This window comes from Sulfitobacter litoralis, from assembly GCF_900103185.1.
GTDB lineage: Bacteria > Pseudomonadota > Alphaproteobacteria > Rhodobacterales > Rhodobacteraceae > Sulfitobacter > Sulfitobacter litoralis.
In genome coordinates this window covers 105,208-127,580 of record NZ_FNJD01000008.1, presented here as the reverse complement: position 1 = coordinate 127,580, position 22,373 = coordinate 105,208, and the positions used below count along the sequence as shown (strand labels likewise).

At 60.8% G+C, this 22,373-nt stretch carries 20 protein-coding genes; 9 read left to right on the top strand and 11 right to left on the bottom strand.

Going from position 1 to position 22,373, the window contains the following annotated elements; genetic code table 11:
• Positions 1–6: 6 nt before the first annotated feature.
• A complete protein-coding gene (locus BLQ98_RS08685; protein WP_093732956.1) occupies positions 7–444 on the top strand; it encodes a MarR family winged helix-turn-helix transcriptional regulator in 438 nt (145 codons plus the stop codon).
• A gap of 3 nt (positions 445–447) precedes the next feature.
• Here BLQ98_RS08685 and BLQ98_RS08680 read toward each other — a convergent pair whose 3' ends face one another.
• The 7 genes from BLQ98_RS08680 to BLQ98_RS08650 all read right to left on the bottom strand — a co-directional run bounded on the left by BLQ98_RS08680 (position 448) and on the right by BLQ98_RS08650 (position 8,407).
• Positions 448–1,032 carry an amino acid synthesis family protein gene (locus tag BLQ98_RS08680; RefSeq protein WP_093732955.1) on the bottom strand — a complete coding sequence of 195 codons (585 nt, stop codon included), beginning with the start codon at positions 1,030–1,032 and terminating at the stop codon, positions 448–450.
• Positions 1,029–1,613: an amino acid synthesis family protein gene (locus BLQ98_RS08675; protein WP_093732954.1), complete on the bottom strand. Its 585-nt coding sequence runs from the start codon at positions 1,611–1,613 to the stop codon at positions 1,029–1,031. The genes BLQ98_RS08680 and BLQ98_RS08675 overlap by 4 nt, the downstream gene beginning before the upstream one ends.
• The gene (locus BLQ98_RS08670) at positions 1,606–2,454 is read right to left on the bottom strand and encodes a UPF0280 family protein (protein WP_093732953.1); all 849 of its coding nucleotides are present in this window, start codon (positions 2,452–2,454) and stop codon (positions 1,606–1,608) included. The genes BLQ98_RS08675 and BLQ98_RS08670 overlap by 8 nt, the downstream gene beginning before the upstream one ends.
• Positions 2,451–3,938, bottom strand: coding sequence for a 6-hydroxynicotinate reductase (locus BLQ98_RS08665; protein ID WP_093732952.1), 1,488 nt, complete (start codon positions 3,936–3,938; stop codon positions 2,451–2,453). Before BLQ98_RS08665 ends, BLQ98_RS08670 begins: the two co-directional genes overlap by 4 nt.
• The gene (locus tag BLQ98_RS08660; RefSeq protein WP_093732951.1) at positions 3,931–6,678 is read right to left on the bottom strand and encodes a molybdopterin-dependent oxidoreductase; all 2,748 of its coding nucleotides are present in this window, start codon (positions 6,676–6,678) and stop codon (positions 3,931–3,933) included. Before BLQ98_RS08660 ends, BLQ98_RS08665 begins: the two co-directional genes overlap by 8 nt.
• A complete protein-coding gene (locus BLQ98_RS08655) occupies positions 6,678–7,514 on the bottom strand; it encodes an FAD binding domain-containing protein (protein WP_093732950.1) in 837 nt (278 codons plus the stop codon). The genes BLQ98_RS08660 and BLQ98_RS08655 overlap by 1 nt, the downstream gene beginning before the upstream one ends.
• An 86-nt stretch (positions 7,515–7,600) precedes the next feature.
• Positions 7,601–8,407, bottom strand: coding sequence for a ferredoxin--NADP reductase (locus BLQ98_RS08650; protein WP_093732949.1), 807 nt, complete (start codon positions 8,405–8,407; stop codon positions 7,601–7,603).
• A 132-nt stretch (positions 8,408–8,539) separates the two neighbouring features.
• Here BLQ98_RS08650 and BLQ98_RS08645 point away from each other — a divergent pair, with 132 nt between their 5' ends.
• The 8 genes from BLQ98_RS08645 (at position 8,540) to BLQ98_RS08610 (ending at position 17,176) form a co-directional block, all read left to right on the top strand.
• Complete coding sequence (locus BLQ98_RS08645) at positions 8,540–9,730, top strand: amidohydrolase family protein (RefSeq protein WP_093732948.1); 1,191 nt, start codon at positions 8,540–8,542, stop codon at positions 9,728–9,730.
• A gap of 375 nt (positions 9,731–10,105) precedes the next feature.
• Positions 10,106–11,797 (top strand): class I adenylate-forming enzyme family protein, encoded by a 1,692-nt coding sequence (locus BLQ98_RS08640; RefSeq protein ID WP_093732947.1) that lies wholly within the window; start codon positions 10,106–10,108, stop codon positions 11,795–11,797.
• A gap of 33 nt (positions 11,798–11,830) precedes the next feature.
• The gene (locus BLQ98_RS08635; RefSeq protein ID WP_093732946.1) at positions 11,831–13,123 is read left to right on the top strand and encodes a 3-hydroxyacyl-CoA dehydrogenase; all 1,293 of its coding nucleotides are present in this window, start codon (positions 11,831–11,833) and stop codon (positions 13,121–13,123) included.
• The gene (locus BLQ98_RS08630) at positions 13,120–13,899 is read left to right on the top strand and encodes an enoyl-CoA hydratase-related protein (protein WP_093732945.1); all 780 of its coding nucleotides are present in this window, start codon (positions 13,120–13,122) and stop codon (positions 13,897–13,899) included. Before BLQ98_RS08635 ends, BLQ98_RS08630 begins: the two co-directional genes overlap by 4 nt.
• A gap of 57 nt (positions 13,900–13,956) precedes the next feature.
• On the top strand, positions 13,957–15,243 hold the full coding sequence (locus BLQ98_RS08625; protein ID WP_093732974.1) for an acyl-CoA dehydrogenase family protein: 1,287 nt from the start codon (positions 13,957–13,959) through the stop codon (positions 15,241–15,243).
• Positions 15,240–16,007 (top strand): SDR family NAD(P)-dependent oxidoreductase, encoded by a 768-nt coding sequence (locus tag BLQ98_RS08620; RefSeq protein ID WP_093732944.1) that lies wholly within the window; start codon positions 15,240–15,242, stop codon positions 16,005–16,007. Before BLQ98_RS08625 ends, BLQ98_RS08620 begins: the two co-directional genes overlap by 4 nt.
• A gap of 9 nt (positions 16,008–16,016) precedes the next feature.
• The gene (locus BLQ98_RS08615; protein WP_093732943.1) at positions 16,017–16,808 is read left to right on the top strand and encodes an SDR family oxidoreductase; all 792 of its coding nucleotides are present in this window, start codon (positions 16,017–16,019) and stop codon (positions 16,806–16,808) included.
• Complete coding sequence (locus tag BLQ98_RS08610; protein ID WP_093732942.1) at positions 16,805–17,176, top strand: VOC family protein; 372 nt, start codon at positions 16,805–16,807, stop codon at positions 17,174–17,176. Before BLQ98_RS08615 ends, BLQ98_RS08610 begins: the two co-directional genes overlap by 4 nt.
• Positions 17,177–17,197: 21 nt before the next feature.
• Here BLQ98_RS08610 and BLQ98_RS08605 read toward each other — a convergent pair whose 3' ends face one another.
• Genes BLQ98_RS08605 through BLQ98_RS08590 form a run of 4 tightly spaced genes read right to left on the bottom strand, consistent with a single transcriptional unit; the run spans position 17,198 to position 22,292 of the window.
• Positions 17,198–18,253, bottom strand: a complete 1,056-nt coding sequence (locus BLQ98_RS08605; protein WP_093732941.1) for an amidohydrolase family protein — start codon at positions 18,251–18,253, stop codon at positions 17,198–17,200.
• Positions 18,250–19,128: an acyl-CoA thioesterase gene (locus tag BLQ98_RS08600; RefSeq protein WP_093732940.1), complete on the bottom strand. Its 879-nt coding sequence runs from the start codon at positions 19,126–19,128 to the stop codon at positions 18,250–18,252. Before BLQ98_RS08600 ends, BLQ98_RS08605 begins: the two co-directional genes overlap by 4 nt.
• Before the next feature lie 6 nt (positions 19,129–19,134).
• Entirely contained in the window at positions 19,135–21,093 is a 1,959-nt protein-coding gene (locus tag BLQ98_RS08595) for an acetoacetate--CoA ligase (protein WP_093732939.1), read from the bottom strand.
• Positions 21,090–22,292 carry a serine hydrolase domain-containing protein gene (locus BLQ98_RS08590; protein ID WP_244148398.1) on the bottom strand — a complete coding sequence of 401 codons (1,203 nt, stop codon included), beginning with the start codon at positions 22,290–22,292 and terminating at the stop codon, positions 21,090–21,092. Before BLQ98_RS08590 ends, BLQ98_RS08595 begins: the two co-directional genes overlap by 4 nt.
• Positions 22,293–22,373: the final 81 nt, after the last annotated feature.

Sequence of the window (22,373 nt, the reverse complement as noted above, 5' to 3'; positions counted from 1 at the left end):
AGAACCTTGGTTGAAACCACACAAGACCTGACCCTGAACGCGGACTATGCGCTAGAGCAACAGATCGGGTTCAAGCTGCGCCTTGCGAACCAGCGTCACCTTGAGATTTTCAACCGACGGATGCCCGACATCACCCCAACACAGTTTGCGGTGCTGGCCAAACTGCGCGACGAGGCGCGGATCAGCCAGAACCACTTGGGGCGTCTGGTCGGGATGGATGCAGCGACCACCAAAGGGGTGATCGACCGTTTGCGTAAAAAGGGTTTGGTCCATTCCACCCCGTCAAAGACCGACATGCGGCGGCTGGAAATTTCGCTGACCGACGAGGGGATCGCGGTGACGGCCAAGGCGATTGCCACGGCGCAGGAAATCTCGGCCGAGACAGTCGGCAACCTCACCCCGCGCGAGGTCGACCGACTGCTGGCCCTGCTCGAAAAACTCTAGGCTCTAACGCAGGCCATCTTTGCCTTCGGCGTCTGCGTGGGTCAGCCCACCGACACGGGGCAAGGGGCGCCCAGAATCTGTGACAGCCACGGCCACCAGTATCTCGCCTGCGCGCGGCGCATCGTTCAACCGGACCTCTATCCCGTCGAAATGACTGCGCACATAGGCGGCGTCTTTGTGCCCCAGCGGCACGTCCAACACTTGCCCCGGCCCGCCCATCTTTTTTGACGACGGCACCAGTGCTGCCCCCTTTTCTACCGCAACCCGTAGCGGTGCGCCGAGTTTCGGGTGCAGGATGGCGGCGGCGTGTTCCAACTCTCCGCCTTCGCCAACCATTGCGGCCTTGCCATAGCTTTCGGCCTGCGCGGGGGTGATGCCAAGTGCCGCGACACATTTATCACCCAGCAGTCCCCCGAGCTCTGCACCGATATCCATCAGTGGGGTCAGGTCTTCGGTATAAGAGCCTACAAAGGGGTTTTTGATCACGGCCACGGCGACAGCCTTGCGCGTCGGCGGCGATATCTGCCGCCCGATCTCGCGGTGTGTCTCTTCGACCCAAACGGCGATCTTGCGGATTTCGGCGCTCATCTCAGGCCATCCTTTCCTTCGATTTCCTTTGCATCCAACCCGCCCGCGCGGTTGTGGATACGTGCCCCTGTGGTCATCACAAGGATCACAGCCATTTCATCGGCGCGCGGGCTGTCGTTCAGGCCGACCTCGATTGAATCAAAGTGGCTGCGGACATAGGACGCGTCGACATGGGTGACGGGTACATCGAGCCTGACCCCCGCCGCGCCGACCTTTTTCGTGGACGGCACAATCGCCTTCGATCCGCCCAATACATCGCGCATCGCATAGCCGCCCGGCGCGTGCCAGAGCGCACCGTGCTCCAACTCTCCGCCCGTGCCGACGATGCTGCCTTTGCCGTATCCTTCGATCTGTGCGGCCTCGACCCCGAGCGCCGCCAGCAGCTTTTGCGCCATCGCGACCCCCAGCGGTTTGAGGTCTTCCATAAAGGGCTGGATGTCCTCGATATAAGAGCCTGCATAGGGGTTTTGGATCACAGCCATGACCGACCCGCGTTTCAGCGGCGTATTGGCGGGGGGGCCGCCTTCGTGGAAAATCTCTTCGACGCTGGTGACGATTTTGCGGGTCATAACCTCAGGCATGTTCGGGGGCTTTCGTTAGGGATTTCAGAGTTTCGGGCAGGCCGATGACAGTATGTTGGTCGCGCAGGAACAGTGCAGCGGCAGAGATGAGGCCACGGTCGCGCAAACCCTGCGCCGCTGTCGCGCCTGCATTGAGGGCGTGGTTAGCATCGGCAGGGGAGAGCGGCCCGACATGGGTAACCACTGGGGCCGCACCAAGGTCGCTGTCTTCGTGCAACTGGTTGGCGGGGCTACGCCGGATCGCGGGATGGGCGGGCAGATCAACGGCATTTCCCAGCCTCGTCGCCGCCGCATCGGCCATCGCGGCGGATCGGGCCAGCACGGTCACACTGTCGGCGATGCCCAAGGACTGGCTACGCCCGCCCTGCCCGCTGGTGGCGATGCCGCGAATGGGGTCACTGCTGCGGATCGTGACGCTGCCAAGCGACCGCCCGTCCAGCCCCGCAATACCCACGTCAAAGCGCGCGCCCTCGGTCAGATGCAGCGCGATATCGCCACCGTTGTTCACATAGGCGCGGGTCAGATTGGAGGCATCCACCATGGCCGACAATACCTCTGCCGCGACGGCACCGGCGACGCAGATCATCGGCGTGGTCAGCCCGTCGGCATAGGGCAAGGCGGCGCGGTACATCGCGCGGGCGATCTTGCCTTTTGGTTTGCTGTCGACAGGGCGGCGCAGCAGGGGCAGCTCTGCGGTTAGCTCAGATAGAACAGTGCTAAAGCGATCAAACGCCGCCTGAAACGCCACATCGCGCGCGCCATCTGCCCCGATGATCAGGTCAATCGGGCCGTGGGACAGATGCAGCCTGCCGCCGGATAGATACGCCGCCTGTGCCGTCATGTCTCGTCCTTCGACCAGCCATAGTTTTCCCGCGCGTTCGGATCTGGTTGTAACAGCTGTTGTGCCACCCGCCGTACGTCATCGGTGACCACATCACGCACGGGCTGGATATGCTCCATATGCCCGCCAAGCGTGCCGTAATCCTCGCGGCGCAGGGTGAATTCGATGGGGGCGACCAGCGCAGGCGTGGGCACATAGCCAAAGGAGTTTGTGGGCATATCCATGACATCCACCATGACGGTTATGCCGCCTCCCGGCCAGACATAGGCCTCGGCGCCGCCGCAGGACACATGGGTCAGGGATTCCTTGACCGACCGCGTCAGACGCACGGGGTTTTCCGTTACGCCCGCGCGCAGGCTGCCGCCGGCCCCCCCCATGAACAGCACCGAACAGAGCGAGGGTTCGCAATTCTCGGCGATGCGGTCGGCGACGACCAACAGCTCAGGCGTGATCTCGGCGGGTTGAGGGACAAGTTCATCATCCAACGTGAAATACGCCCATTGCTCGCCCGTAGTAGAGATCATCAGCAGACGCAACCCGGGCCAAGCGCGTTTCGGATCGGCGTCGCGCAGGATGGTCAACGGGTCTTCGACGTCGGTGCCACCCCACCCGGTACCGGGGTCCGCGACTTGAAAATACCGCCCCGGCGTCGACCGCCGCCCGTTCACGCGGATGCCAGAGGGGGTCATATCCAGCCCCTTGCCGGCCTCGTGTTCGGTCAGCACGCCTGTGATGTGATCATCGACGACCACCACCTCGTCCACATGCCCGTACCATTGTTTGGCAAACATCCCGATGGTCGCCGACCCGCACCCGACCCGCATCAGCTTTTCTGGCGTGCCGTTGATAATTGGCGCTTTGCCCGCCTCAACCACCATGGTGACGCCGCCGTCGATTGTGACCTCGACGGGTTCACGGTTGCACAGGCGCAGCAGCGCGTCACAGGTGACGCGGCCTTCTTTCTTGGAGCCGCCGGTCAGGTGTTCGACCCCGCCCAAAGAAAGCATCTTGGACCCGTATTCCGAGGTCATGACGTGGCCGATCGCTTCTCCGCCTGCCCGCACCACGGCGCGTTCGTCGCCGATGTGGCGGTCGGTGTCGATCTTCACCTTGACCCCGCAGTACGAAAAAATGCCTTCGGTCACGACAGTGATCATGTCCACGCCCTCGACCTCTTGGCTGACGATGAAGGGCGCGGGTTTATAGTCAGGGTAGGTGGTCCCCGCCCCCACGGCCGTCACGAAATCGCGCCCGCCCTGAATCACGTCGCCGTCCCAATCCTGCGCATTGTCGCCCTGATCCAGAAAGGCCACGGCCTTGGCCCCTGACTGGATTACGGTCAGCGGGTCAAGCCGCACCAGCTCGCCCGCGTGATTGGCGTAGCGGTCGCAGGCACCGGATTTGCCGTCGGCGATGAAACACATCACCGGACAGGCATCGCAGCGGATTTTTTCGGGCTTGGGGTCGCGCAGGTCATCAGGCATGTCCGGCCTCCTTTAGGGCGGCGCGCAGGCGCGTGGGCGTGGCCGGCGTTTGCGTCACGCGCGCACCGGTGGCATGGTATATGGCATTCAGGATCGCGGGGGCGGTGGGGATCAGCACATGTTCCCCCAGACCTTTCGCGCCGTAGGGCCCGTGGGCATCTGCCACCTCCAGGATCAGCGTTTCGATCGGGGGGACATCGCCGATGGTCGGCATCAGATAGTCATGCAGGTTTTCGGTGCGGCCGGGGATATACTCTTCCATCAGCGCCATACCAAGCCCTTGGGCGATGCCACCCTGCACCTGTCCCTCGACCAGCAACGGGTTGATCGCACGGCCCACGTCATGGGCGGCGACAAAGCGCAGCGGGCGGCACAGACCAAGGGCGATATCCACCTCGACCACCACCAGATGCGCGGCGTAACCGAATTGCGCATAGGGCACGCCTTGCCCGTTTTCATCTAACGGCTTCACCGGCGGATCATAGCTTTCTTCGGCGCGCAGCACATAGCCATCGTCGTCCGCAGGCAGCCGTGACAGATCAAGCTGTTGCACATGGCCCGCGTCGGTGACCGTCACCCGCCCGCCTTGCGCCGTAATCTGTGCTGTGGGACCCGCGTTGACCTGGCGCAGAATCTCGGCCCGCAGCGCCTCGCCTGTTTTTAGCGCGGCATTGCCCGACACAAAGGTCTGCCGCGAGGCAGAAGTCTTGCCTGCGTCCGGCGTGATATCCGTATCGCCGCCGAGGATTTCGATGCCTTCAACCGACAGGCCAAGTGCTTTGGCAAAGATTTGCGGGATGACCGTGTTCGACCCCTGCCCGATGTCCATCGCGCCTTGGTGTAAAACGACTGTACCATCGGCCCGCACGCCCGCCAGAATCGTCGACGGGTTCGGCAGTGAGGTATTGCCGCAGCCGTACCATGCCCCCGCGATCCCAACGCCGCGTTTCACCGTATCATTCTGCGCGTTGAACTGCGCGCATTCGGCTTTTGCATCCTCCCACGCAGGGCGCAGCGCTTCAAGACAGGGGGCGATGCCGACCCCTTGATCAAAGACCTGACCGCAGACCGTGGGCACCCCATCCGCCAATGCGTTCTTCAGGCGAAAATCGAGCGGATCGAGCCCCAGCTTTTCTGCCAGCAGATCAAAGGCGGTTTCCTGAGCGATGGCTGATTGCGGCACGCCAAACCCGCGAAAGGCGCCTGCGGGTGGGCAATGGGTGTGCACCGCCCTGCTGCGGGCGCGGTAGTCGGGGATATAATAAGGGCCAGAGGCATGGACCGGCACGCGGTTGGCCACAGTGGGACCCCAACTGGCATAAGCACCTGTGTTGAAATCCCCGTCAAAGCGTAGCCCCGAAAGCGCCCCATCGGCCTTGGCCCCGACCTTGATTGTGATCTGCGCGGGGTGGCGTTTGGTGGTCGATTGCATCGTCTCGACGCGGCTATAGGTCATACGTACGGGGCGACCCGTTTTCAGTGCAGCAATGGCGATGAAGGGCTGCAATGACAGATCAATCTTCGACCCGAAGCCCCCACCCACTGCCGTCGGTACGATGCGAATATCAGCCATCGGACGGTCAAGGATCGCGGCCAGCGCCTCGCGGTCCATACCGGGGGCTTGGGTGCAGGCGTGAACATGGATGCGCCCGCCCACCACTTCGGCAAAGCCGGCTTCCGGTTCGATATACCCGTGTTCGACAAAACTGGTGGTGTACTGCGCCTCGACCGTGGCATCGGCAGCATCAAGGGCGGCATCCACATCGCCGCACTGCACGAAACCGCCGCACATTATATTGCGTTTGCGATCCTCGAACAGTTGCGGCGCGTCGGGGCCGGTTGCCTCCGTCGTGTCCGAAAGCGCTGTCTGCGGGGTCCAGTTGATCGGGAAGGTGGCCAGATCAAGGGGGTTCACCGTCTCTGCCTCGCCCACGATGCAGGCGACCGCCTCGCCCCGAAACCGCACGTGGTCCACGGCAAAAACGGGCTGGTCGATGAAACCGGGGATCACACCAAAGGCATTCAGACCGGGCACATCACTTGCGGTCAGGACGTAATGGAGGCCGGGGTGGGACACGCGCCAAGCCTCGAGGTCATCAAAGGTAAATGTTGCCGAGGGATGCGGCGACCGGACGGCTCGCGCAACCAGCGCACCTGCCGGGGCAACGTCATCGCCGAACGTCTCTGATCCATCGACCTTGGCCAACCCGTCCAGCCGCCGTGCGGCCTGGCCAAGGTCGGATGATGCGACAGTCAGCGTGGCGGCGGCGTGGGCATCCACCACTGCGTCGATAATCTTGCGATATCCGGTGCAGCGACACAGCACCCCGCCAAGCGCGTCTTGCACCTGCGCGGCATCCGGTTGCGGGGTCGCGCGCAATAGTGCCACGGCAGAGACCATCATCCCCGGCGTGCAAATACCGCATTGCGCCGCTTGGTGATGTTGAAAGCTTTGCATCAACGCCTGCGCGTCACGGTCAGTTTTTACCAGCCCTGCCAGCGTCTCGACGTGTCGCCCCACGGCCTGTTGCACGGGCATCAAACAGGCGCAGACAGGGGCCCCGTCGACCAGCACAGTGCAGGCCCCGCAGTCGCCGGCGTTGCAGCCGATCTTGACATCCTTGCGGTCCAGTCGTTCGCGCAAAGCGTAAGAAAGCCGCTCCCCCGGCAGGGGTTCGACCTGCGCAATGTCACCGTTCAGGGTAAACGACGTCACCTCGGTCATGGTCGGTTTGTCCATCAGATGACCCCTTTCAAAGCAAGCGTGACAGCGCGGCGGATCAATGTGGCGCTGGCGGCAAGGCGGTAGTCGGCACTGGCGCGCACATCCGTGATTGGCGTGAGCGATTGTATCAGATCAGCCGTCATCCGGTTTTGCACGTCGCCAAGCGCGCAGCCCCGCAAATGATCTTCGAGCGTGGTCAGCCGCTGTGCGACGGGCGAGGCCGCGCCGATGGCGATGCGGATATCGGTCAGCGTATCGTCGTTGACCTCTGCCAGAACCGCGACCATGCAGATAGAAATCACCAGATATTTCCGCGCCCCTAGCTTGACGAAACTGCTGTGGCTGTTGACGGGCGGGGTCGGGATATGCACCGCCGACAACAGCTCGTTCTGGGCGCGCTCGGTCTGGCGCACGCCCTGCAGGAACTGCGACAAAGGCAACACCCGTGTGCCGTTCGCGCTGCGCAGTTCAACCGTGGCCTCCAGCGTCAAGAGGGGCGGCACGCCGTCGGCGGCGGGCGAAGCGTTGCACAGGTTGCCGGCAATGGTGCCTGCGTTCTGGATCTGGATCGACCCGACGTCGCGTGCCGCCAGTTTCAGCCCGTCAAAGGCGGCGGGCAGGTCGGCGCGGATGATGTCCGTCCATGTCGTCGCAGCGCCGATGCGCCAGCCCTTGGCGGTTTGGCTGACCCCGCGCAGTTCTGGCAGGCGGGTAATGTCCAGCAGGTCACCGGTCACCGGACGGTCGCCGTGCGTCGGGAACCAATCGGTGCCCCCCGCGATGATCGACACCGGCCCTGCGGCCAGCGCGCTAAGTGCTTGATCGAGCGTCGTCGCGGTCAGGTAGCTCATTTGGTCACCTTTTGCTTCGGGGAAACTTGTTGGTATACGAATAGAAGTTCGGCTAAGCCCCATCTGTCAAATCATTTCGCATGCCATCAGCCGACAAAGGCTTTTTCGACCACAAAACTGGCAGGGCGGTTGTTGGCCCCCTCGACCAGGCCAAAGGATTCAAGCGCGACCTTGGTGTCGTTCAGCATCGCCATCGACCCGCAGATCATCCCGCGGTCGATGTCCGGGTGGATCGGAGGCAGGCCAAGGTCGCGGAACATCTTGCCCGACGTCATCAGATCGGTTTGCCGCCCCTCGCGCGGCCACGGCTCGCGGGTCAGCGTGTCATACAAGGTCAATCGCTGCGCCAATTCGCCGACCAGCGGATCGGCCTTGAGGCTGGCAACCAGTTCTCGGCCATAGGTCAACTCTCCGGCGGTGCGGCAGGTGTGACACAGGATCAGATCGTCGAACTTTTTATATGTCTCGGGGTCGCGGATGACAGAGGCGAACGGGGCGATGCCGGTGCCTGTCGCAAACATCCACAGCCGTTTTCCGGGCAGCAGGGCGTCATTCACCAGCGTCCCCGTCGGCTTGCGCCGCATTAACACGGTGTCGCCGACCTTGAGCTTTTGCAGATGCTGGGTCAGCGGCCCGTCAGGTACTTTGATAGAGTAGAATTCCACCCCCTCGTCCCAAGACGGCGACGCGATAGAATAGGCTCTGAACACTGGTTTTTCGGCATTTGGTAATCCGATCATCACAAACTCGCCGGACCGGAACCGAAAGGATGGATCGCGGGTGATGCGAAAGCGGAACAGGCTGTCGGTATAGTGCTGCACTTGCGTCACCGTTTCGGCAAAGACACCGGCGGGGATCGGAAAGGCTTGGGGTATAGCAGCTGCGGTGTCCATGGGCTGTCCTTATCGGCTAGATCTTCATTATTGTTTGTACACGAATGATATTCTGTCAAGCGTTTCATCTTGATCGGTTGATTTTTTCTGTTAGCGTTCAAATGAAACTGATGCGGCTTGAAAGGCGATCTCATGTCAGACACCTCTGCAAAACTCGTGATCCGTAACATCGGGATGATCCTGACCGGCAAGATGGAAGAGCCCATAGCCGACGGGGATTGTCTGATCGCGATCGACGGCAAGATCACGCAGTGGGGCTATGCCACGGATATGGATTGCGAGGGGGCTACGACAGAGGTCGACGCCCATGGCGCGGCACTGGCCCCCGGCCTGATCGACAGCCATGTGCATCCGGTGGTGGGAGATTATACGCCGCGTCAGCAGCAGTTGGGATGGATCGATTCAACGCTACACGGCGGTGTCACGACGCTCATTTCAGCCGGCGAGGTCCATATGCCGGGCCGCCCCAAGGATATCGTCGGCCTCAAGGCGATGGCGATTGCGTCGCAGCGCTGGTACGAAAATTTCCGCCCCTCTGGCGTCAAGGTGCACGCAGGAGCCCCCGTTATTGAGCACGGCATGGTGGAAGAAGACTTTGCCGAGATGGCAAAGGCCGGCGTGACCTTGCTGGGGGAGGTCGGTCTGGGCACCGTCAAGGACGGCAAAACGGCGGCACAAATGGTGGGATGGGCGCGCAAATACGGGATGCAAAGCACGATCCACACCGGCGGCCCTTCGATCCCCGGATCGGGGTTGATCGACGCCGATATGGTGCTCGAGACGGGGACAGATGTGGTCGGGCACATCAATGGCGGACACTCCGCCCTGCCCGACGACCAGATCATCTGCCTGTGCGAAGGCTGCCAAGCCGCGCTCGAGATTGTGCACAACGGAAATGAGCGCGCCGCGTTGCTGACGCTGAATACCGCGCGCGAGCTTGGCAAATTGGACCAGTTGATCCTTGGCACCGACGGTCCGGCAGGGTCCGGCGTGCAACCTTTGGGGATCATGCGGATGGTCGCGATGCTGTCGTCGCTGGGGAATGTCCCGGCCGAGATCGCGTTCTGCTTTGCCAATGGCAACACCGCGCGGCAGCGCAAGCTCGATACCGGATTGATCGAGGTCGGCAAATGTGCGGATTTCGTCTTGATGGATCAGGCACAGCATGCGCCCGGTAAGAACATGCTCGAATCCGTCCAACTTGGCAATTTGCCGGGTGTGGGTATGACGGTGATTGATGGCGTGGTCCGCAGCTTGCGCAGCCGCAACACCCCGCCTGCGACCCGCCTGCCGGAGCTGATCAGCGGCAGCGTTGGGACGTAACCACGCGCGATATCAGGCGCAGCACCCGCACCGCTGCGCCCAAGTGACGCCATGTTTCAACGACATCGCAGGTGCCCTGGCGCCCTTCTTTCGGTTTCGCCAAAAGAAAGGCTTTTCTTACCTGTGCATTCATGGTCAGTTTTCGCCAAGATATAGAGCCGCGTCAGCGGGGGGCCTTGGTGCGCGTAAAAACCTGTCAAACGTCAGTTTGCGGAACATTGTTCCATCATGCGGTATTGCAGTTTGGATTTTAACGATTAGGCTGCAGACATCAGAGTCGCGGACAATCGTGGAGGAGTGTCCGGCAACAGGCTCGATAAGGGAGGACGAAATGGCCACACTATCTGTATCTATGCTGTCTGCGGGCCGGTGCATATGACCGCAATGACCCCCGAGGAAGCCATTCGCCACGTGGTTTCGACAAACCCGACGTTCGAGGTAGCCGAGAGCAACATTCGTGGCGTCACCTATAAGACATTCAAAAACATTCCCAAAACCCTTGGAGGCCTCGTTCAGGCGAGCCGCGAGATTCATGATAACGGGGCGGCGGAGTTTCTGGTCTATCAGGACGAACGCTGGACCTATGATGAATTTGTCGCCGACGTGAATCGTATTGCCAACGGGCTGCGCGACACGCTTGGGATCAAGACCGGCGACCGTGTCGGCATCGCGATGCGCAACTATCCCGAACTGTTGATGTTAACCCTTGCCGTTGCCTCGGCTGGTGCGGTGGTGGTGTTCGTGAACGCGTGGTGGACGACCGAAGAGCTCGACTATGCGCTGCAAGACAGCGGTGCCAAGACGGTGTTTGCTGATGGTCCCCGCTTTGAACGGATGATGCCGCTGGTCGACGACCTAGGGCTGCGTCTGATCGGCGTGCGTGATGGCGAAGACATGGGCCCGCACAAGCTATCGGCGGTGATGCAAGGTATGGCCGATACTGCGCCCGAGGGTGTCGACCTGGACACTGACGATGATTTTGCGGTGATGTATTCCTCTGGCACGACGGGCAAGCCGAAAGGTGTGGTGCAGACCCACCGTGGTGCGCTCAGCGCGGTGTTCAGCTGGCTGTTGCAGGCGGTCGCCGCCCCGCTGGTCACGCCCCCTGAACCCGGTGCGCCGCCCGCGCCGCGCCCGTCGGGGTTAATCGTCACGCCGCTATTCCACGTCACTGCGACGCATCCGCTGTTTTTGCTGAGCCTGCCAGCCGGTGCCAAGATTTCGCTGCTGCACAAATGGGATGCCGAAGAAGCGGTGCGTGTGATCAACCGCGAAGGCGTGACCCGTTTTCTAGGTGTGCCGACGCAATCTGCTGACCTGCTTGAGGCCGCGAAACGCATGGGCGAGACGCTGCCGACGCTCAGCTGGCTTGGGGCTGGCGGGGCGAAACGCCCTGCGGCCCAGGTGGCGCAGCTTAAGGGACAATTCCCCGCCGCTGATATCGCGACCGGCTGGGGCATGACCGAGACCAACGCCCTTGGTATCGGGATGGTCGGCGAAGAATACAACAAACGCCCCGACGCCGCAGGCAAGCTGCACCCGCCGCTGCAAGATATCCGGTTTCTGGATGACAAGGGCAACGATGTGCTACAGGGCGAATTGGGCGAGATTACCGTCAAAAGCCCCGCCAACATGCGCTGCTATCTGAACAAGCCGGAAGCCACCGAAGAGACGATGCAAGACGGCTGGCTGCGCACCGGCGATCTGGGTGTGATCGACGCCGAAGGCTATATCACCATCCTTGATCGCAAGAAGAACATCATCATCCGGGGCGGCGAAAACATCGCGTGTCTGGATGTCGAGGGCGCGTTGCACACGCATCCCGATGTGATCGAGGCCTGCGCGTTCTCTGTCCCTGATCCGCGTTTGGGCGAAGTCGTCGGGGCCTCTGTCCAGACCCGCGATGGCAAGCCGTTAACGCAGGCGGATATGGCGGCGCACCTCGACGGGCGGCTGGCCAAATTCAAGATACCCGAAAAACTGTGGTGCCAGGACGGTCCTTTGACCCGTGGTGCCACCGACAAGATTGACCGCCGTGCGATCCGCGCGGCCTGTCTGGACACATAAGGCCCACCAACCGGGCCGGAAGAAAGGAAGACTATGAACACCCCAACCGACGCAGAAATTGGTGCCTATATCGGTGCTGCCGGCAAAGCCGCGTGGGAGGTCCCGGACCTGCCCGCCAACACCAAACAGCGCGAGATCAAATCCGTAGGCATCATCGGCGCGGGCACGATGGGCGGTGGCATTGCGATGAACTTTGCCACCGCGGGCATCCCCGTCACCATCGTCGAGACCACGCAAGTAGCACTGGATCGCGGGTTGAAGGTTGTGCGCGGCAACTACCAGCGCAGCAGTGACAAGGGCCGTTTCCCGCAAGACGAAGTCGAAGCCCGGATGGACCGTTTCGACGGCAAGCTGGAACTTGCTGCCTTGGCCGATTGTGATCTGGTGATCGAAGCCGTGTTCGAAGACATGGAGCTGAAGCGCAAGATCTTCACCGAGCTGGACCGCGTGATGAAACCCGGCGCGATCCTTGCGACGAACACCTCGGCGTTGAACATCGACGAAATCGCAGCGATGACCAGCCGCCCCGAAGACGTCATCGGACTGCACTTTTTCTCGCCTGCCAACGTAATGAAATTGCTCGAAATTGTGCGCGCGAAACATACTGCCGATGACGTGGTCGCGACCTCGATGGATTTGGCGGCCAAGATCAACAAGATTGCCGTGCTGGTTGGCGTTTGCCCCGGTTTTGTCGGCAACCGCATTTTGTTCGCACGCCAGAAACAGGCGAACAAGCTGCTGCAACAGGGCTTGATGCCGTGGGATGTGGATGCCGCGCTGAACGCCTTTGGCTTCAAGATGGGGCCGTTCCAGATGTCCGATCTGGCCGGTCTGGATATCGGCTGGTCCAAAGGGGCCAATACCGAAAACCCGATCCGCGATGCGCTGTGTGAAATGGACCGCCGTGGCCAAAAGACCCAAGCGGGCTTCTACGACTATGACGAATCGCGTCGCCCGATCCCGTCCGATGTTGTGGCGAAAGTGATTAAGGACATCACAGGTGCCGAGACAAGCCAGATGTCGCAAGACGAGATCATCGAAATCTGCATTTATCCGATGATCAACGAGGCTGTCAAAATCCTCGAAGAGAACAAGGCGCAGCGCCCGTCTGACATCGATGTGGTCTGGCTGAACGGCTATGGCTGGCCTGCCGATAAGGGCGGCCCGATGTTCCATGGCGACATGGTCGGTGCGCAAGCCGTGCTGGACGTGATGGAAAAGCTAGGCGCCCAAGACCCCGAATTCGCGCCCGCTGAGCTGCTACGCGATTTGGCCGCAAATGGCGGCAAGTTCACAGAAATCGACACCGGAGGGCTGAAGGTATGAGCTATCAATATATCACCACCGAAAAAAAGGGTCACATTCTGGTCGTGACCATGAACCGCCCCGAAGTGTACAACGCCGTACATGTGGACATGCACAATGAAATGGCCGCCTGCTGGGACGCGTTTGCAGCGGATCAGGATCTGTGGGTCGCCGTTCTCACAGGGGCGGGCGACAAAGCGTTCTCCGCGGGGAACGACCTGAAAGCTACCGCGGCGGGCGGGTCCAAGGCGACAATGCCCGCCAGCGGCTTCGCCGGTCTGTCCTCGCGTTTTGATCTGGAAAAGCCCATCGTCGCAGCCGTCAACGGTTTCGCCATGGGCGGTGGTTTTGAAACAGCATTGTCCTGCGACATTATTCTGGCGTCAGAGCAGGCGAAATTCGCCCTGCCCGAAGTCAAGGTCGGCTTCTTTGCCGCGGCATCGGGCGTACAGCGTCTGTCGCGCTATATCGGGCGCCTTGCCGCGCAAGAGCTGATGTTCACAGGGCGCACCATCATGGCCGACGAAGCGCTGGCGATGGGTTGTGTCAACGCAGTTTACCCTGCGGAACAGCTGATGGCGAAAGCGATGGAAAAGGCCGAAGAGCTGTGCGGCGTATCGCCGTCGGCGGTCAAGGCCACGAAACGCGTGCTGAACGACATGTACGCCCGTGACGGGATGCAAGACAGCATTGCCTATTCACGCGAAGTGATCGCGGATCTTAGCAAAACCGAAGACTTCAAGGAAGGCGTGAACGCCTTTGTCGAAAAACGCAAACCCAACTGGGTCAACAAATAATATCCGAAATTAACTGCCAGGAGGCACTCTATGTCACATAACGAAGCTATGGCCGGAATGAACAACCTTGATATGTCGGAAAAAGCCAAGCCCCTATTGGCCGCCGTGATCAAGCACATCCGCGAAAACGTCGACCCGATGACCGACGAATTCTTCCGTCTTGGCGAAGGCCGCGCCGACCGCTGGTCCTATGCACCGGGCCAATTGGAACTGCTGGAAGAAGCCAAGCAAAAGGCGCGTGATGCCGGTCTGTGGAACTTCTTTCTGCCTAACGCCGAAACCGGCGAAGGCCTTAGCAACCTCGACTACGCTTATATCGCAGCCGAGTTGGGCAAGAGCCCGCTGGCCCCTGAAACACTGAACTGTAACGCACCTGACACTGGCAACATGGAAGTGTTGGAACGCATCGGCACGCCCGAGCAAAAAGAACAGTGGCTCAAGCCCCTGCTTGCCGGTGAAATCCGGTCAGCCTTTGCGATGACCGAACCTGATATGGCGTCCTCGGATGCCAAGAACATCTCTACTTCTGCTGTGCTAGAAAACGGCGAGTGGGTGATCAACGGCGAGAAATACTACATTTCGGGCGCAGGTGATCCACGCTGTAAGATCATGATCACGATGGTCAAAACGTCCCCCGACGCCGACCCCTTCCGCCAGCAGTCCCAGATCCTTGTGCCGATCGACACCCCCGGTGTCGAAATTGTCGGCCCGATGCATGTCTTTGGTCACGACGACGCGCCACACGGTCACATGCACATCAAGTTCACCAACGTCCGCGTGCCCGAGGAAAACATTCTGTGGGGCGAAGGCCGCGGCTTTGAAATTTCCCAGGTTCGTCTTGGGCCAGGCCGTATCCACCACTGCATGCGCTCTATCGGGTCGGCGGAAAAAGCGTTGGACCTGATGATCGAACGCGGGCTGAGCCGTGAAGCCTTTGGGAAGAAGATCATTGATCTGGGCAAGAACATGGAAACCATCTCTCGTGCCAAGATCGAGATCGAGGCGATGCGCCTGATGGTTCTGAAAGCCGCCAAGGCGATGGATGTGCTGGGCAACAAAGAAGCGCGCATCTGGGTCAGCATGATCAAGGCGATGGTGCCAGAAAAAGTCTGTAACATCATCGACCAAGCGATGCAGGTGCATGGTGCCACGGGTATCTCGCAGTGGTCGCCGCTGTCGGGCATGTACACGTCCCAGCGTACGCTGCGCTTTGCGGATGGCCCTGATGAAGTCCACCATCACGTGATCGCCCGCGCCGAGGTCAAGGATTATCAGGAATCGAACCTGCGCACGTCGCGCGCCCGCGACGAGATCGCGACAGGTCGCACGCGGGGTGGCGTATGACCCTATTCGATCTGACCGGAAAGGTGGCGCTGTTAACCGGCGCCTCCAAGGGCATGGGGCTGGCGATGGCCAAGGCCCTGGCCGAGCATGGCGCGACGGTCGTCATCTCGGCGCGCAAGCAAGACCAACTGGATGCCGCCGCCGCCGAGATCAACGCGCTTGGCAAGGGCAAGGCGTTCGGCGTCGCGTGTAATGTCGGCTACAAAGAGCAGTTGCAGGCGCTGGTGGACGAGACCCACAAGCTGGCGGGCAAAATCGACATCGTGATCGGCAATGCCGGCGTGAACCCCTATTATGGGCCCACGTCCGAGATCCCCGATGATGCCTATGAAAAGACGATGAACGCCAATGTGCTGTCCAATCTTTGGCTGGCACAGATGGTGGCACCCGACATGATCGAAAAAGGGTCTGGCTCGATGGCGTTCACCTCGTCCATCGGGGCGTTCAAACCGTCCGTCATGCTGGGCACCTATGGCATGTCCAAGCTGGCGCTGATCGGCCTTGTACGCAACCTTGCGGCTGAATTCGGGCCCAAAGGTCTGCGGTTTAATGCGATCTGTCCGGGTCTGGTGAAAACCGAATTCGCGCGCGAGCTGTGGGACAATCCCGAAGTCGAGAACCGCATCAAGAATGAAATCCCCCTGCGCCGTCTTGGCGAGGCAGAGGATTTCGCGGGGCTCGCCGTGTTCCTTGCTTCCGATGCAAGCCGCTACATGACCGGTCAGGCGCTGACCGTTTGTGGCGGGTCGAACATGTGGACGTGAGGGGCAGCTATGGAACTTAAGGATAAAATCATCGTCATCACCGGTGCCGCCAGCGGCATCGGCAAGGCGATGGCCGTCCGCTTTGCGGCGGAAGGGGCCAAGAAAGTCGTCTGTGTCGATCTCAACAGAGAAGGCGCGCAGGCGGTTGCCGATGAAATCGGTGGCGTCGCATTCGGTGTGAATGTTGGCGTAGAGCAAGAGATCGCGGATATGATCAATGCTGTTGAAAACGACATCGGTCCGATTGATCTGTTCTGCTCGAACGCGGGCATCCTGATCGCGGGCGGCATGGAAGTGCCGAACGAGGACTGGCAGCGCATCTGGGACATCAACGTGATGGCCCACATCTGGGCGGCCCGTCATCTGGTGCCGCGCATGACCGAACGTGGGGGCGGCTATTTGTTGAACACTGCCTCGGCGGCGGGTTTGCTGAACCAGGTCGGCTGCGCGCCTTATGGCGTGACAAAGCATGCGGCTGTTGCCGTGGCTGAATGGCTGGCGATGTCTCATGGTGATGATGGGATCAAGGTATCGGTGTTGTGTCCACAAGCGGTTCGCAGCGAGATGACCCGCGGTCACGAGGATTCTGTGGCCGCGCTCGACGGGCTGCTGGAAGCCGAACCGGTGGCCGAAGCCTGTCTGGAGACCATCCGCAACGAGACATTCCTTGTGCTGCCCCACCCTCAGGTGTTGGAATACATGCGCAAGAAGACCGAAAACTACGACCGCTGGATCGGGGGCATGCGCAAGCTGCACCGGATGTATGGCGACCGCAGAAACCCGCAAGGAAATGCATCATGATCGGCTATACCACCGTCGGCACCAGCGACATCGCACGCGCAAAACAGTTCTATTGCGACCTGTTCGAAAGCAAGGGAGCCAAGCTACTGATCGACAGCGGCCGGATTGCCATGATTGGCACCGGCGGCGGCACACCCATGATTTCGGTCTGCGAGCCCTATAACAAAGAGGCCCCTACCCCCGGCAACGGGGTGATGGTGGCGTTTACGGCGGACAGCAAAGAAGAAGTCGACGCGTTCTACGCCAAGGCGATTGAGCTTGGCGCGGCGGACGAAGGCGCGCCGGGGCAACGGATCCCGGACCGTTTTTACGGGGCCTATGTCCGGGACTTTGATGGCAACAAACTGTGCTTTTTCAAATTCGGTTAACCTGAAAACCTGCCGTCCGCATCACGCGGGCGGCAACCCATAGACACGCCGCGCTGTGCCGGAAAACAGCGCCTGTCGCGCTGCGTCATCTAGATGCGCTGACATCTTTTTAAATGCATTCCAGATCACCACATAGCTGACCGCCGTACGGTCCACGGGAAAGTTGCTTTCGAACATGCAACGCTCGGGGCCGAAAACGTCCAGCATATGCGCGTACCATTTGCCTTGCGTCTCGATGATTTCATCCGAGGATGGTGGCAGGTCACGGTGCATATAGCCGTAGCCGTTGTCGGGCATACAAAGCCCGCCCAGTTTGGCCATCACATTGGGGCACTCTGCGAGCTCTGACATATGGTCCTTCCACGCGGCAAAGATGTCGTCCCGTTTGCCCTCGAACCGGCCAACACCCAAAGGCGTGCCAAAGTGATCAAGGACGAGCGTCGTCTGTGGGGCAGCGCAGGCAAGATCGAGAAACTCTTGGTGCTGGTGATGATAATGCCAGCTGTCCAGCGTCAGTCCGCGATCGCCCAAAATCGTGACACCGCGCACAAACTCGGGGTCGCCATACTGATTTTCAACGCCACGTCCGGGAATGGCGAGATGCTGCGGTTCGGCGTCGCGCGCGCCAGAATTGCGGATACCTTTGAACAGCCCGTTTCCTGCGGCCTCATGCGCGTCGAGCGCGGCATGCAGCTGGTCGGGGGGCAGCACCAGTTCGGTCTGCGCGATAATCCCAGCGATTTGCGCCTGACCGCGCGGAGTCTGTACCGCCATCTGCGCCACGGTACGGGTTTCGCCTACGGATTGCAGATGCGCGGGCGCGTCTCGATCCCAGTAAGAGCGGCATTCGATATAGACAGTCTGCACCACGTTGTGCCCCGCCCCTGTGTCGCGCCACAGCGCGTCCATCTCGTAGACGGCGGGGGCCTCGGGCGTGCCGTGACGCCAAAGGTGATGGTGGGGGTCCACGATCTCGCGCTGCGGGTCGATTGCCGTCTCGGGGACCAGCCCGAGCCAGTCGTCACGCAGTTCAATGCCCGGTCGCCAGCCCGGATAGCGGCCCCCTGTCTCTGTCATGAAGCAACTTCTTTCTTTTTGTAGGGCCGCATCAACCCTTCTTGGGCAGTGGTGGCGGCCAGTTGTCCGTTTTGGTTATAGATCAGCCCGCGATTGAACCCGCGCGCGCCGCCAGTAAAGGGCGCGTCGAGCTCGTATAAATGCCAGTCCGAGAAATCGATCGGCGCGTGAAACCACATGGCGTGATCCAGACTTGCGGTCATGACCTCGCCCTGAAACCACGTCAGCCCGTGCGGCCGCAGCGACGATCCGAGCAGGTTCATATCCGACGCATAGGCCAGCAAGCAGTGCTGCATGATCGGCGACTGCCCCTTGGCGGCCTCCATCCGGAACCAAAGATAGTTCTTGTCCGAAGTCTTTTCAGGTTCGAACAGATCGCGTGGATCAACCTCGCGGATCTCAATAGGGCGTTCGCGCAGGAAATCGTCGCGGTGTTTGGGCGGGATTTTTTCGATATAGGGTTCGCGCAGGTCCGGGCGGTCAAGCCAGTGTTCAGGCCCTTTGACGTCGGGCATCTTGTGTTGGTAATCCCAGCCCTCTTCCTGCACGTGGAACGATGCCGAAAGGTTAAAAATCTGTTTGCCGTGCTGGATCGCAACGACTCGCCGTGTGGTAAAGCTGCCCCCGTCACGGGCGCGGTCCACCTGATAGATCACCGGGATCGACGGATCGCCCGGACGGATGAAATAGGCATGCAGCGAATGGCACATCCGGTCCGGCACCGTGCGATAGGCGGCCATCAAAGCCTGCGCGATAACATGGCCGCCAAAGATGCGCGTGGTGGTTTCCCCGCCCGATCCGATCCCCCGGAACAAATCGACCTCAAGCTGTTCTATATCCAGCAATTCAAGGAGTTGGCGGGCCACGTCAGTCATCTGGGTTTAGTCCTTCTGGGTCGCACGGGTCTTGGCGTAGGCGACATAAAAATCAAAGCTGTCCGGATTGGCCATTGAATCTTTGTTCACCACCTTTTCCGGATCCTGCCCAAGCAACAGCTTTTTCACAGGAACCTCAAGCTTTTTGCCGGACAATGTGCGCGGGACTTCGGCCACCTCGATGATCTCGTTCGGGATGAACCGCGCTGATACATTTTTGCGGATCGCGGCGTTGATCTTGTCCTTGAACGCGTCGTCAAAGGCGACGCCTTGGGCCGGCACCACAAACAGCGGCATAAAGCTTTCGCGCCCCAGAAATTCGAGGTCGACAACAAGGCTGTCCATCACCTCGTCCAGCCCTTCGACCGCCTGATAAATCTCGGCACTGCCAAGACGCAGACCCTTGCGGTTGATCGTGGCGTCAGAGCGGCCATAGATCACCGACCCGCCGTGTGCGTTGATCTCGATCCAGTCGCCGTGGCGCCAGATGCCGGCATAGGTGTCGAAATAGCTGTCGTGCAGACGGCTGCCATCGTCGTCGCCCCAAAAGTACAGCGGCATCGACGGGAGCGGTTCGGTGCAGACCAATTCGCCCACTACGCCGGTCAGATCGTTGCCGTCCTCATCAAAGGCGCGCACCGCGTTGCCAAGCGCGCGACACTGCATTTCGCCTGCGCGCACCGGCATGCCGGGGTGGCCCAACACAAAGGCCCCTGCCAGATCGGTCCCGCCCGAGATCGGCGCAAGCCAGACGTCCTCTTTCACATTGGAATATATCCAGTCATAGGCGTCCGAGCTGAGCGGTGATCCGGTGGAGCCGAGCGAGCGCAGCGCCGATAGGTCGACCTCGTCGCGCGGCGTCAGCCCCGCCTTCATGCAGCCGCTAAAGAAGGCCGCCCCTGCGCCGAAGAAATCAAGCTTTTCATCCGCGACAAAGCGCCAGATCACGCCCATGTCAGGGTAATTCGGTGCCCCGTCGAACATCGCAACTGTGGTGCCCTGACCCAGTGCTGTGAATTGCGAGTTCCACATGATCCAGCCGGAAGACGTCAGCCAGCAATACCGCCCGCCGCGCCGGAAATCATGGTGCAGGGATTGTTTCGCGGATTCCAGAATGATCCCGCCATGCCCGTGCACAATCGGCTTGGGATTGCCGGTGGTACCGGACGAATAGACGATCCACAGCGGATGATCGAAGGGGACTTGGGTGCTTTCATAGGGCGCGTCGCGGTCCAGCAGGCTGTCCCACGCCGTATGCCCATCGGGCAGATCGCCCACGAACGGCACCGTGACGCATTGCACCAAACTAGGCAAAGCAGCCTCTAGTCCCGCAAGTATCTCGCGACGGTCCACGGTTTTGCCTGCGTGCACGTAGCCATCTTGCGCGATCAGCACCTTGGGTTCGATCTGCTTGAAGCGGTCCAGAATGGCGACATGCCCCATGTCGGGTGCGCAGAGCGACCAGATCGCGCCGATGCTGGCGGTGGCGAAAAAGGCGATCATCGCGGTTTCGGTATTGGGCAGTACCGCGACAACGCGGTCGCCTTTGGTTACGCCCATATCGCGCAGATGCGCCGCAACACTTGCCACCTGGTCGCGCAGTTCGGTCCACGACAGCCGTTTGCGGCTAAAGGTTTCGGACTGCACGATCAGCGCATCACCCTCGGGCTGGCTGTCCACGTGCTTCATGATCTGATCGGTAAAGTTCAGCATCGCTCCCGGGCACCATTCGGCACCGGGCATCTGACGCTTCGCCATCACACTTGTGTAAGGCGCGCTGGCTTTTACGTCGAAATATTCCCAGATCGCGGACCAGAACCCGTCCAGGTCGGTCACGCTCCAATCCCACATGGCGTTATAGTCGTCGAACGTCAGGCCGCGTTTTTCGTTCAGGAACCGTTCAAATTCCGCCATGGTTGAGGCATCGGCGCGCTCTTTTGTCGGGGTCCAAAGGATATCGTTCATGTCATCGCTCCGTGGATGAGGGCCTTGAGTTGGGGACGCGCGGGGTACGAGCTGGAGGGTGCAAGCTGCGTGAAGAACACGACAGACAGATCCAGCACCGGATCAATCCAGAAGAAGGTAGAGGCCATGCCGCCCCAGCTGAAATCGCCTTGGCTGCTGGGAACGCGCACGCGGCCGGGGTTCAGCACGACGGCACCGCCGAGGCCAAAGCCCATGCCCTCCATCGGTTGTTCGGCGAAGCTGGCGGGACCCATCGACGCGATGTCGCCGGGCAGATGGTTGCGCATCATAAAGTCGAGCGTCTTGGGCGACAGCAGTCCCGCCCCGCCTGTGCGCAGCATTTCTGTGAACTTGAGGTAATCATCGATGGTGCCCACCAGCCCGCCGCCGCCAGAGTGCATTTCGGCGTTCAGAAAGGGGGAGTTTTCAGGCTTGTCGACACAGCGCAGAACGGGGGTATCTGGCTTGGCCGCGTTCATCCCGTAGGCGCTGCCTGCCAGCGGAGTGTAAAGCGAGGCGAAACGGTCCTGTCCGCCGGTGGGCACAGAAAACCGCGTCTCATCCATGCCAAGGGGGCCGAGGATTTCATCGACTAGAAACGCCTCTAGCGACTTGCCCGAGACGACCTCTATCACGCGGCCAAGCACGTCGATGCCCACGGAATATTCCCAGCGTGTGCCGGGGTGAAACGCCAGCGGCAATGCGGCCACGCGGTCTGTCATCTCTGCCAGCGAGCCCTGATCGGCGCGGAACAGGATATCGGCTTCGTCCATGGCTTTGGCGGTGATGCCGGGGTTGAACGGATAGCTCAGCCCCGAGGTATGGGTCAGCAGCTGGTGCAGCGTCGGCGTCTGGCAGGGTTCGGTTTGGTCCGCCGCGGTCGCGCCGTCGATCAGGCAGCGCATATTGGCAAAGGCAGGGATAAAATCCGACACCGGCGCATCAAGGTGGAACAGCCCGCGTTCCGCCAACATCATGATGCCGACCGAGGTGACGGGTTTGGTCATCGAATAGATGCGGGCGATGGTGTCGCGGGTAAACGGCTGCCCTGTCTCTATGTCACGTGTGCCTTTGGCATCAAAATAAACCTCTTGCCCGCCCTGCGCCACCAGCACCGAACAACCGGCAAACCGTTTGCGGTCCACATAGGTCTGCATCCAGTCCCCGATGCGGCCCAACTTATTTGTGTCGAACGCCAAAAAACTTTCCTCCCAAGCCGCGACCGCGCCTCAGGAGGATGAGGCCGCGGCCCGCGACGATTTCAATAGATGATGTATAGG

What these genes read in the sequence shown, in the direction of transcription:
- BLQ98_RS08680 (WP_093732955.1), bottom strand. Translation starts at nt 1,032, where the DNA reads ATGAGCGCCGAAATCCGCAAGATCGCCGTTTGGGTCGAAGAGACACAC.
- BLQ98_RS08675 (WP_093732954.1), bottom strand. Translation starts at nt 1,613, where the DNA reads ATGCCTGAGGTTATGACCCGCAAAATCGTCACCAGCGTCGAAGAGATT.
- BLQ98_RS08670 (WP_093732953.1), bottom strand. Translation starts at nt 2,454, where the DNA reads ATGACGGCACAGGCGGCGTATCTATCCGGCGGCAGGCTGCATCTGTCC.
- BLQ98_RS08665 (WP_093732952.1), bottom strand. Translation starts at nt 3,938, where the DNA reads ATGCCTGATGACCTGCGCGACCCCAAGCCCGAAAAAATCCGCTGCGAT.
- BLQ98_RS08660 (WP_093732951.1), bottom strand. Translation starts at nt 6,678, where the DNA reads ATGGACAAACCGACCATGACCGAGGTGACGTCGTTTACCCTGAACGGT.
- BLQ98_RS08655 (WP_093732950.1), bottom strand. Translation starts at nt 7,514, where the DNA reads ATGAGCTACCTGACCGCGACGACGCTCGATCAAGCACTTAGCGCGCTG.
- BLQ98_RS08650 (WP_093732949.1), bottom strand. Translation starts at nt 8,407, where the DNA reads ATGGACACCGCAGCTGCTATACCCCAAGCCTTTCCGATCCCCGCCGGT.
- BLQ98_RS08645 (WP_093732948.1), top strand. Translation starts at nt 8,540, where the DNA reads ATGTCAGACACCTCTGCAAAACTCGTGATCCGTAACATCGGGATGATC.
- BLQ98_RS08640 (WP_093732947.1), top strand. Translation starts at nt 10,106, where the DNA reads ATGACCGCAATGACCCCCGAGGAAGCCATTCGCCACGTGGTTTCGACA.
- BLQ98_RS08635 (WP_093732946.1), top strand. Translation starts at nt 11,831, where the DNA reads ATGAACACCCCAACCGACGCAGAAATTGGTGCCTATATCGGTGCTGCC.
- BLQ98_RS08630 (WP_093732945.1), top strand. Translation starts at nt 13,120, where the DNA reads ATGAGCTATCAATATATCACCACCGAAAAAAAGGGTCACATTCTGGTC.
- BLQ98_RS08625 (WP_093732974.1), top strand. Translation starts at nt 13,957, where the DNA reads ATGAACAACCTTGATATGTCGGAAAAAGCCAAGCCCCTATTGGCCGCC.
- BLQ98_RS08620 (WP_093732944.1), top strand. Translation starts at nt 15,240, where the DNA reads ATGACCCTATTCGATCTGACCGGAAAGGTGGCGCTGTTAACCGGCGCC.
- BLQ98_RS08615 (WP_093732943.1), top strand. Translation starts at nt 16,017, where the DNA reads ATGGAACTTAAGGATAAAATCATCGTCATCACCGGTGCCGCCAGCGGC.
- BLQ98_RS08610 (WP_093732942.1), top strand. Translation starts at nt 16,805, where the DNA reads ATGATCGGCTATACCACCGTCGGCACCAGCGACATCGCACGCGCAAAA.
- BLQ98_RS08605 (WP_093732941.1), bottom strand. Translation starts at nt 18,253, where the DNA reads ATGACAGAGACAGGGGGCCGCTATCCGGGCTGGCGACCGGGCATTGAA.
- BLQ98_RS08600 (WP_093732940.1), bottom strand. Translation starts at nt 19,128, where the DNA reads ATGACTGACGTGGCCCGCCAACTCCTTGAATTGCTGGATATAGAACAG.
- BLQ98_RS08595 (WP_093732939.1), bottom strand. Translation starts at nt 21,093, where the DNA reads ATGAACGATATCCTTTGGACCCCGACAAAAGAGCGCGCCGATGCCTCA.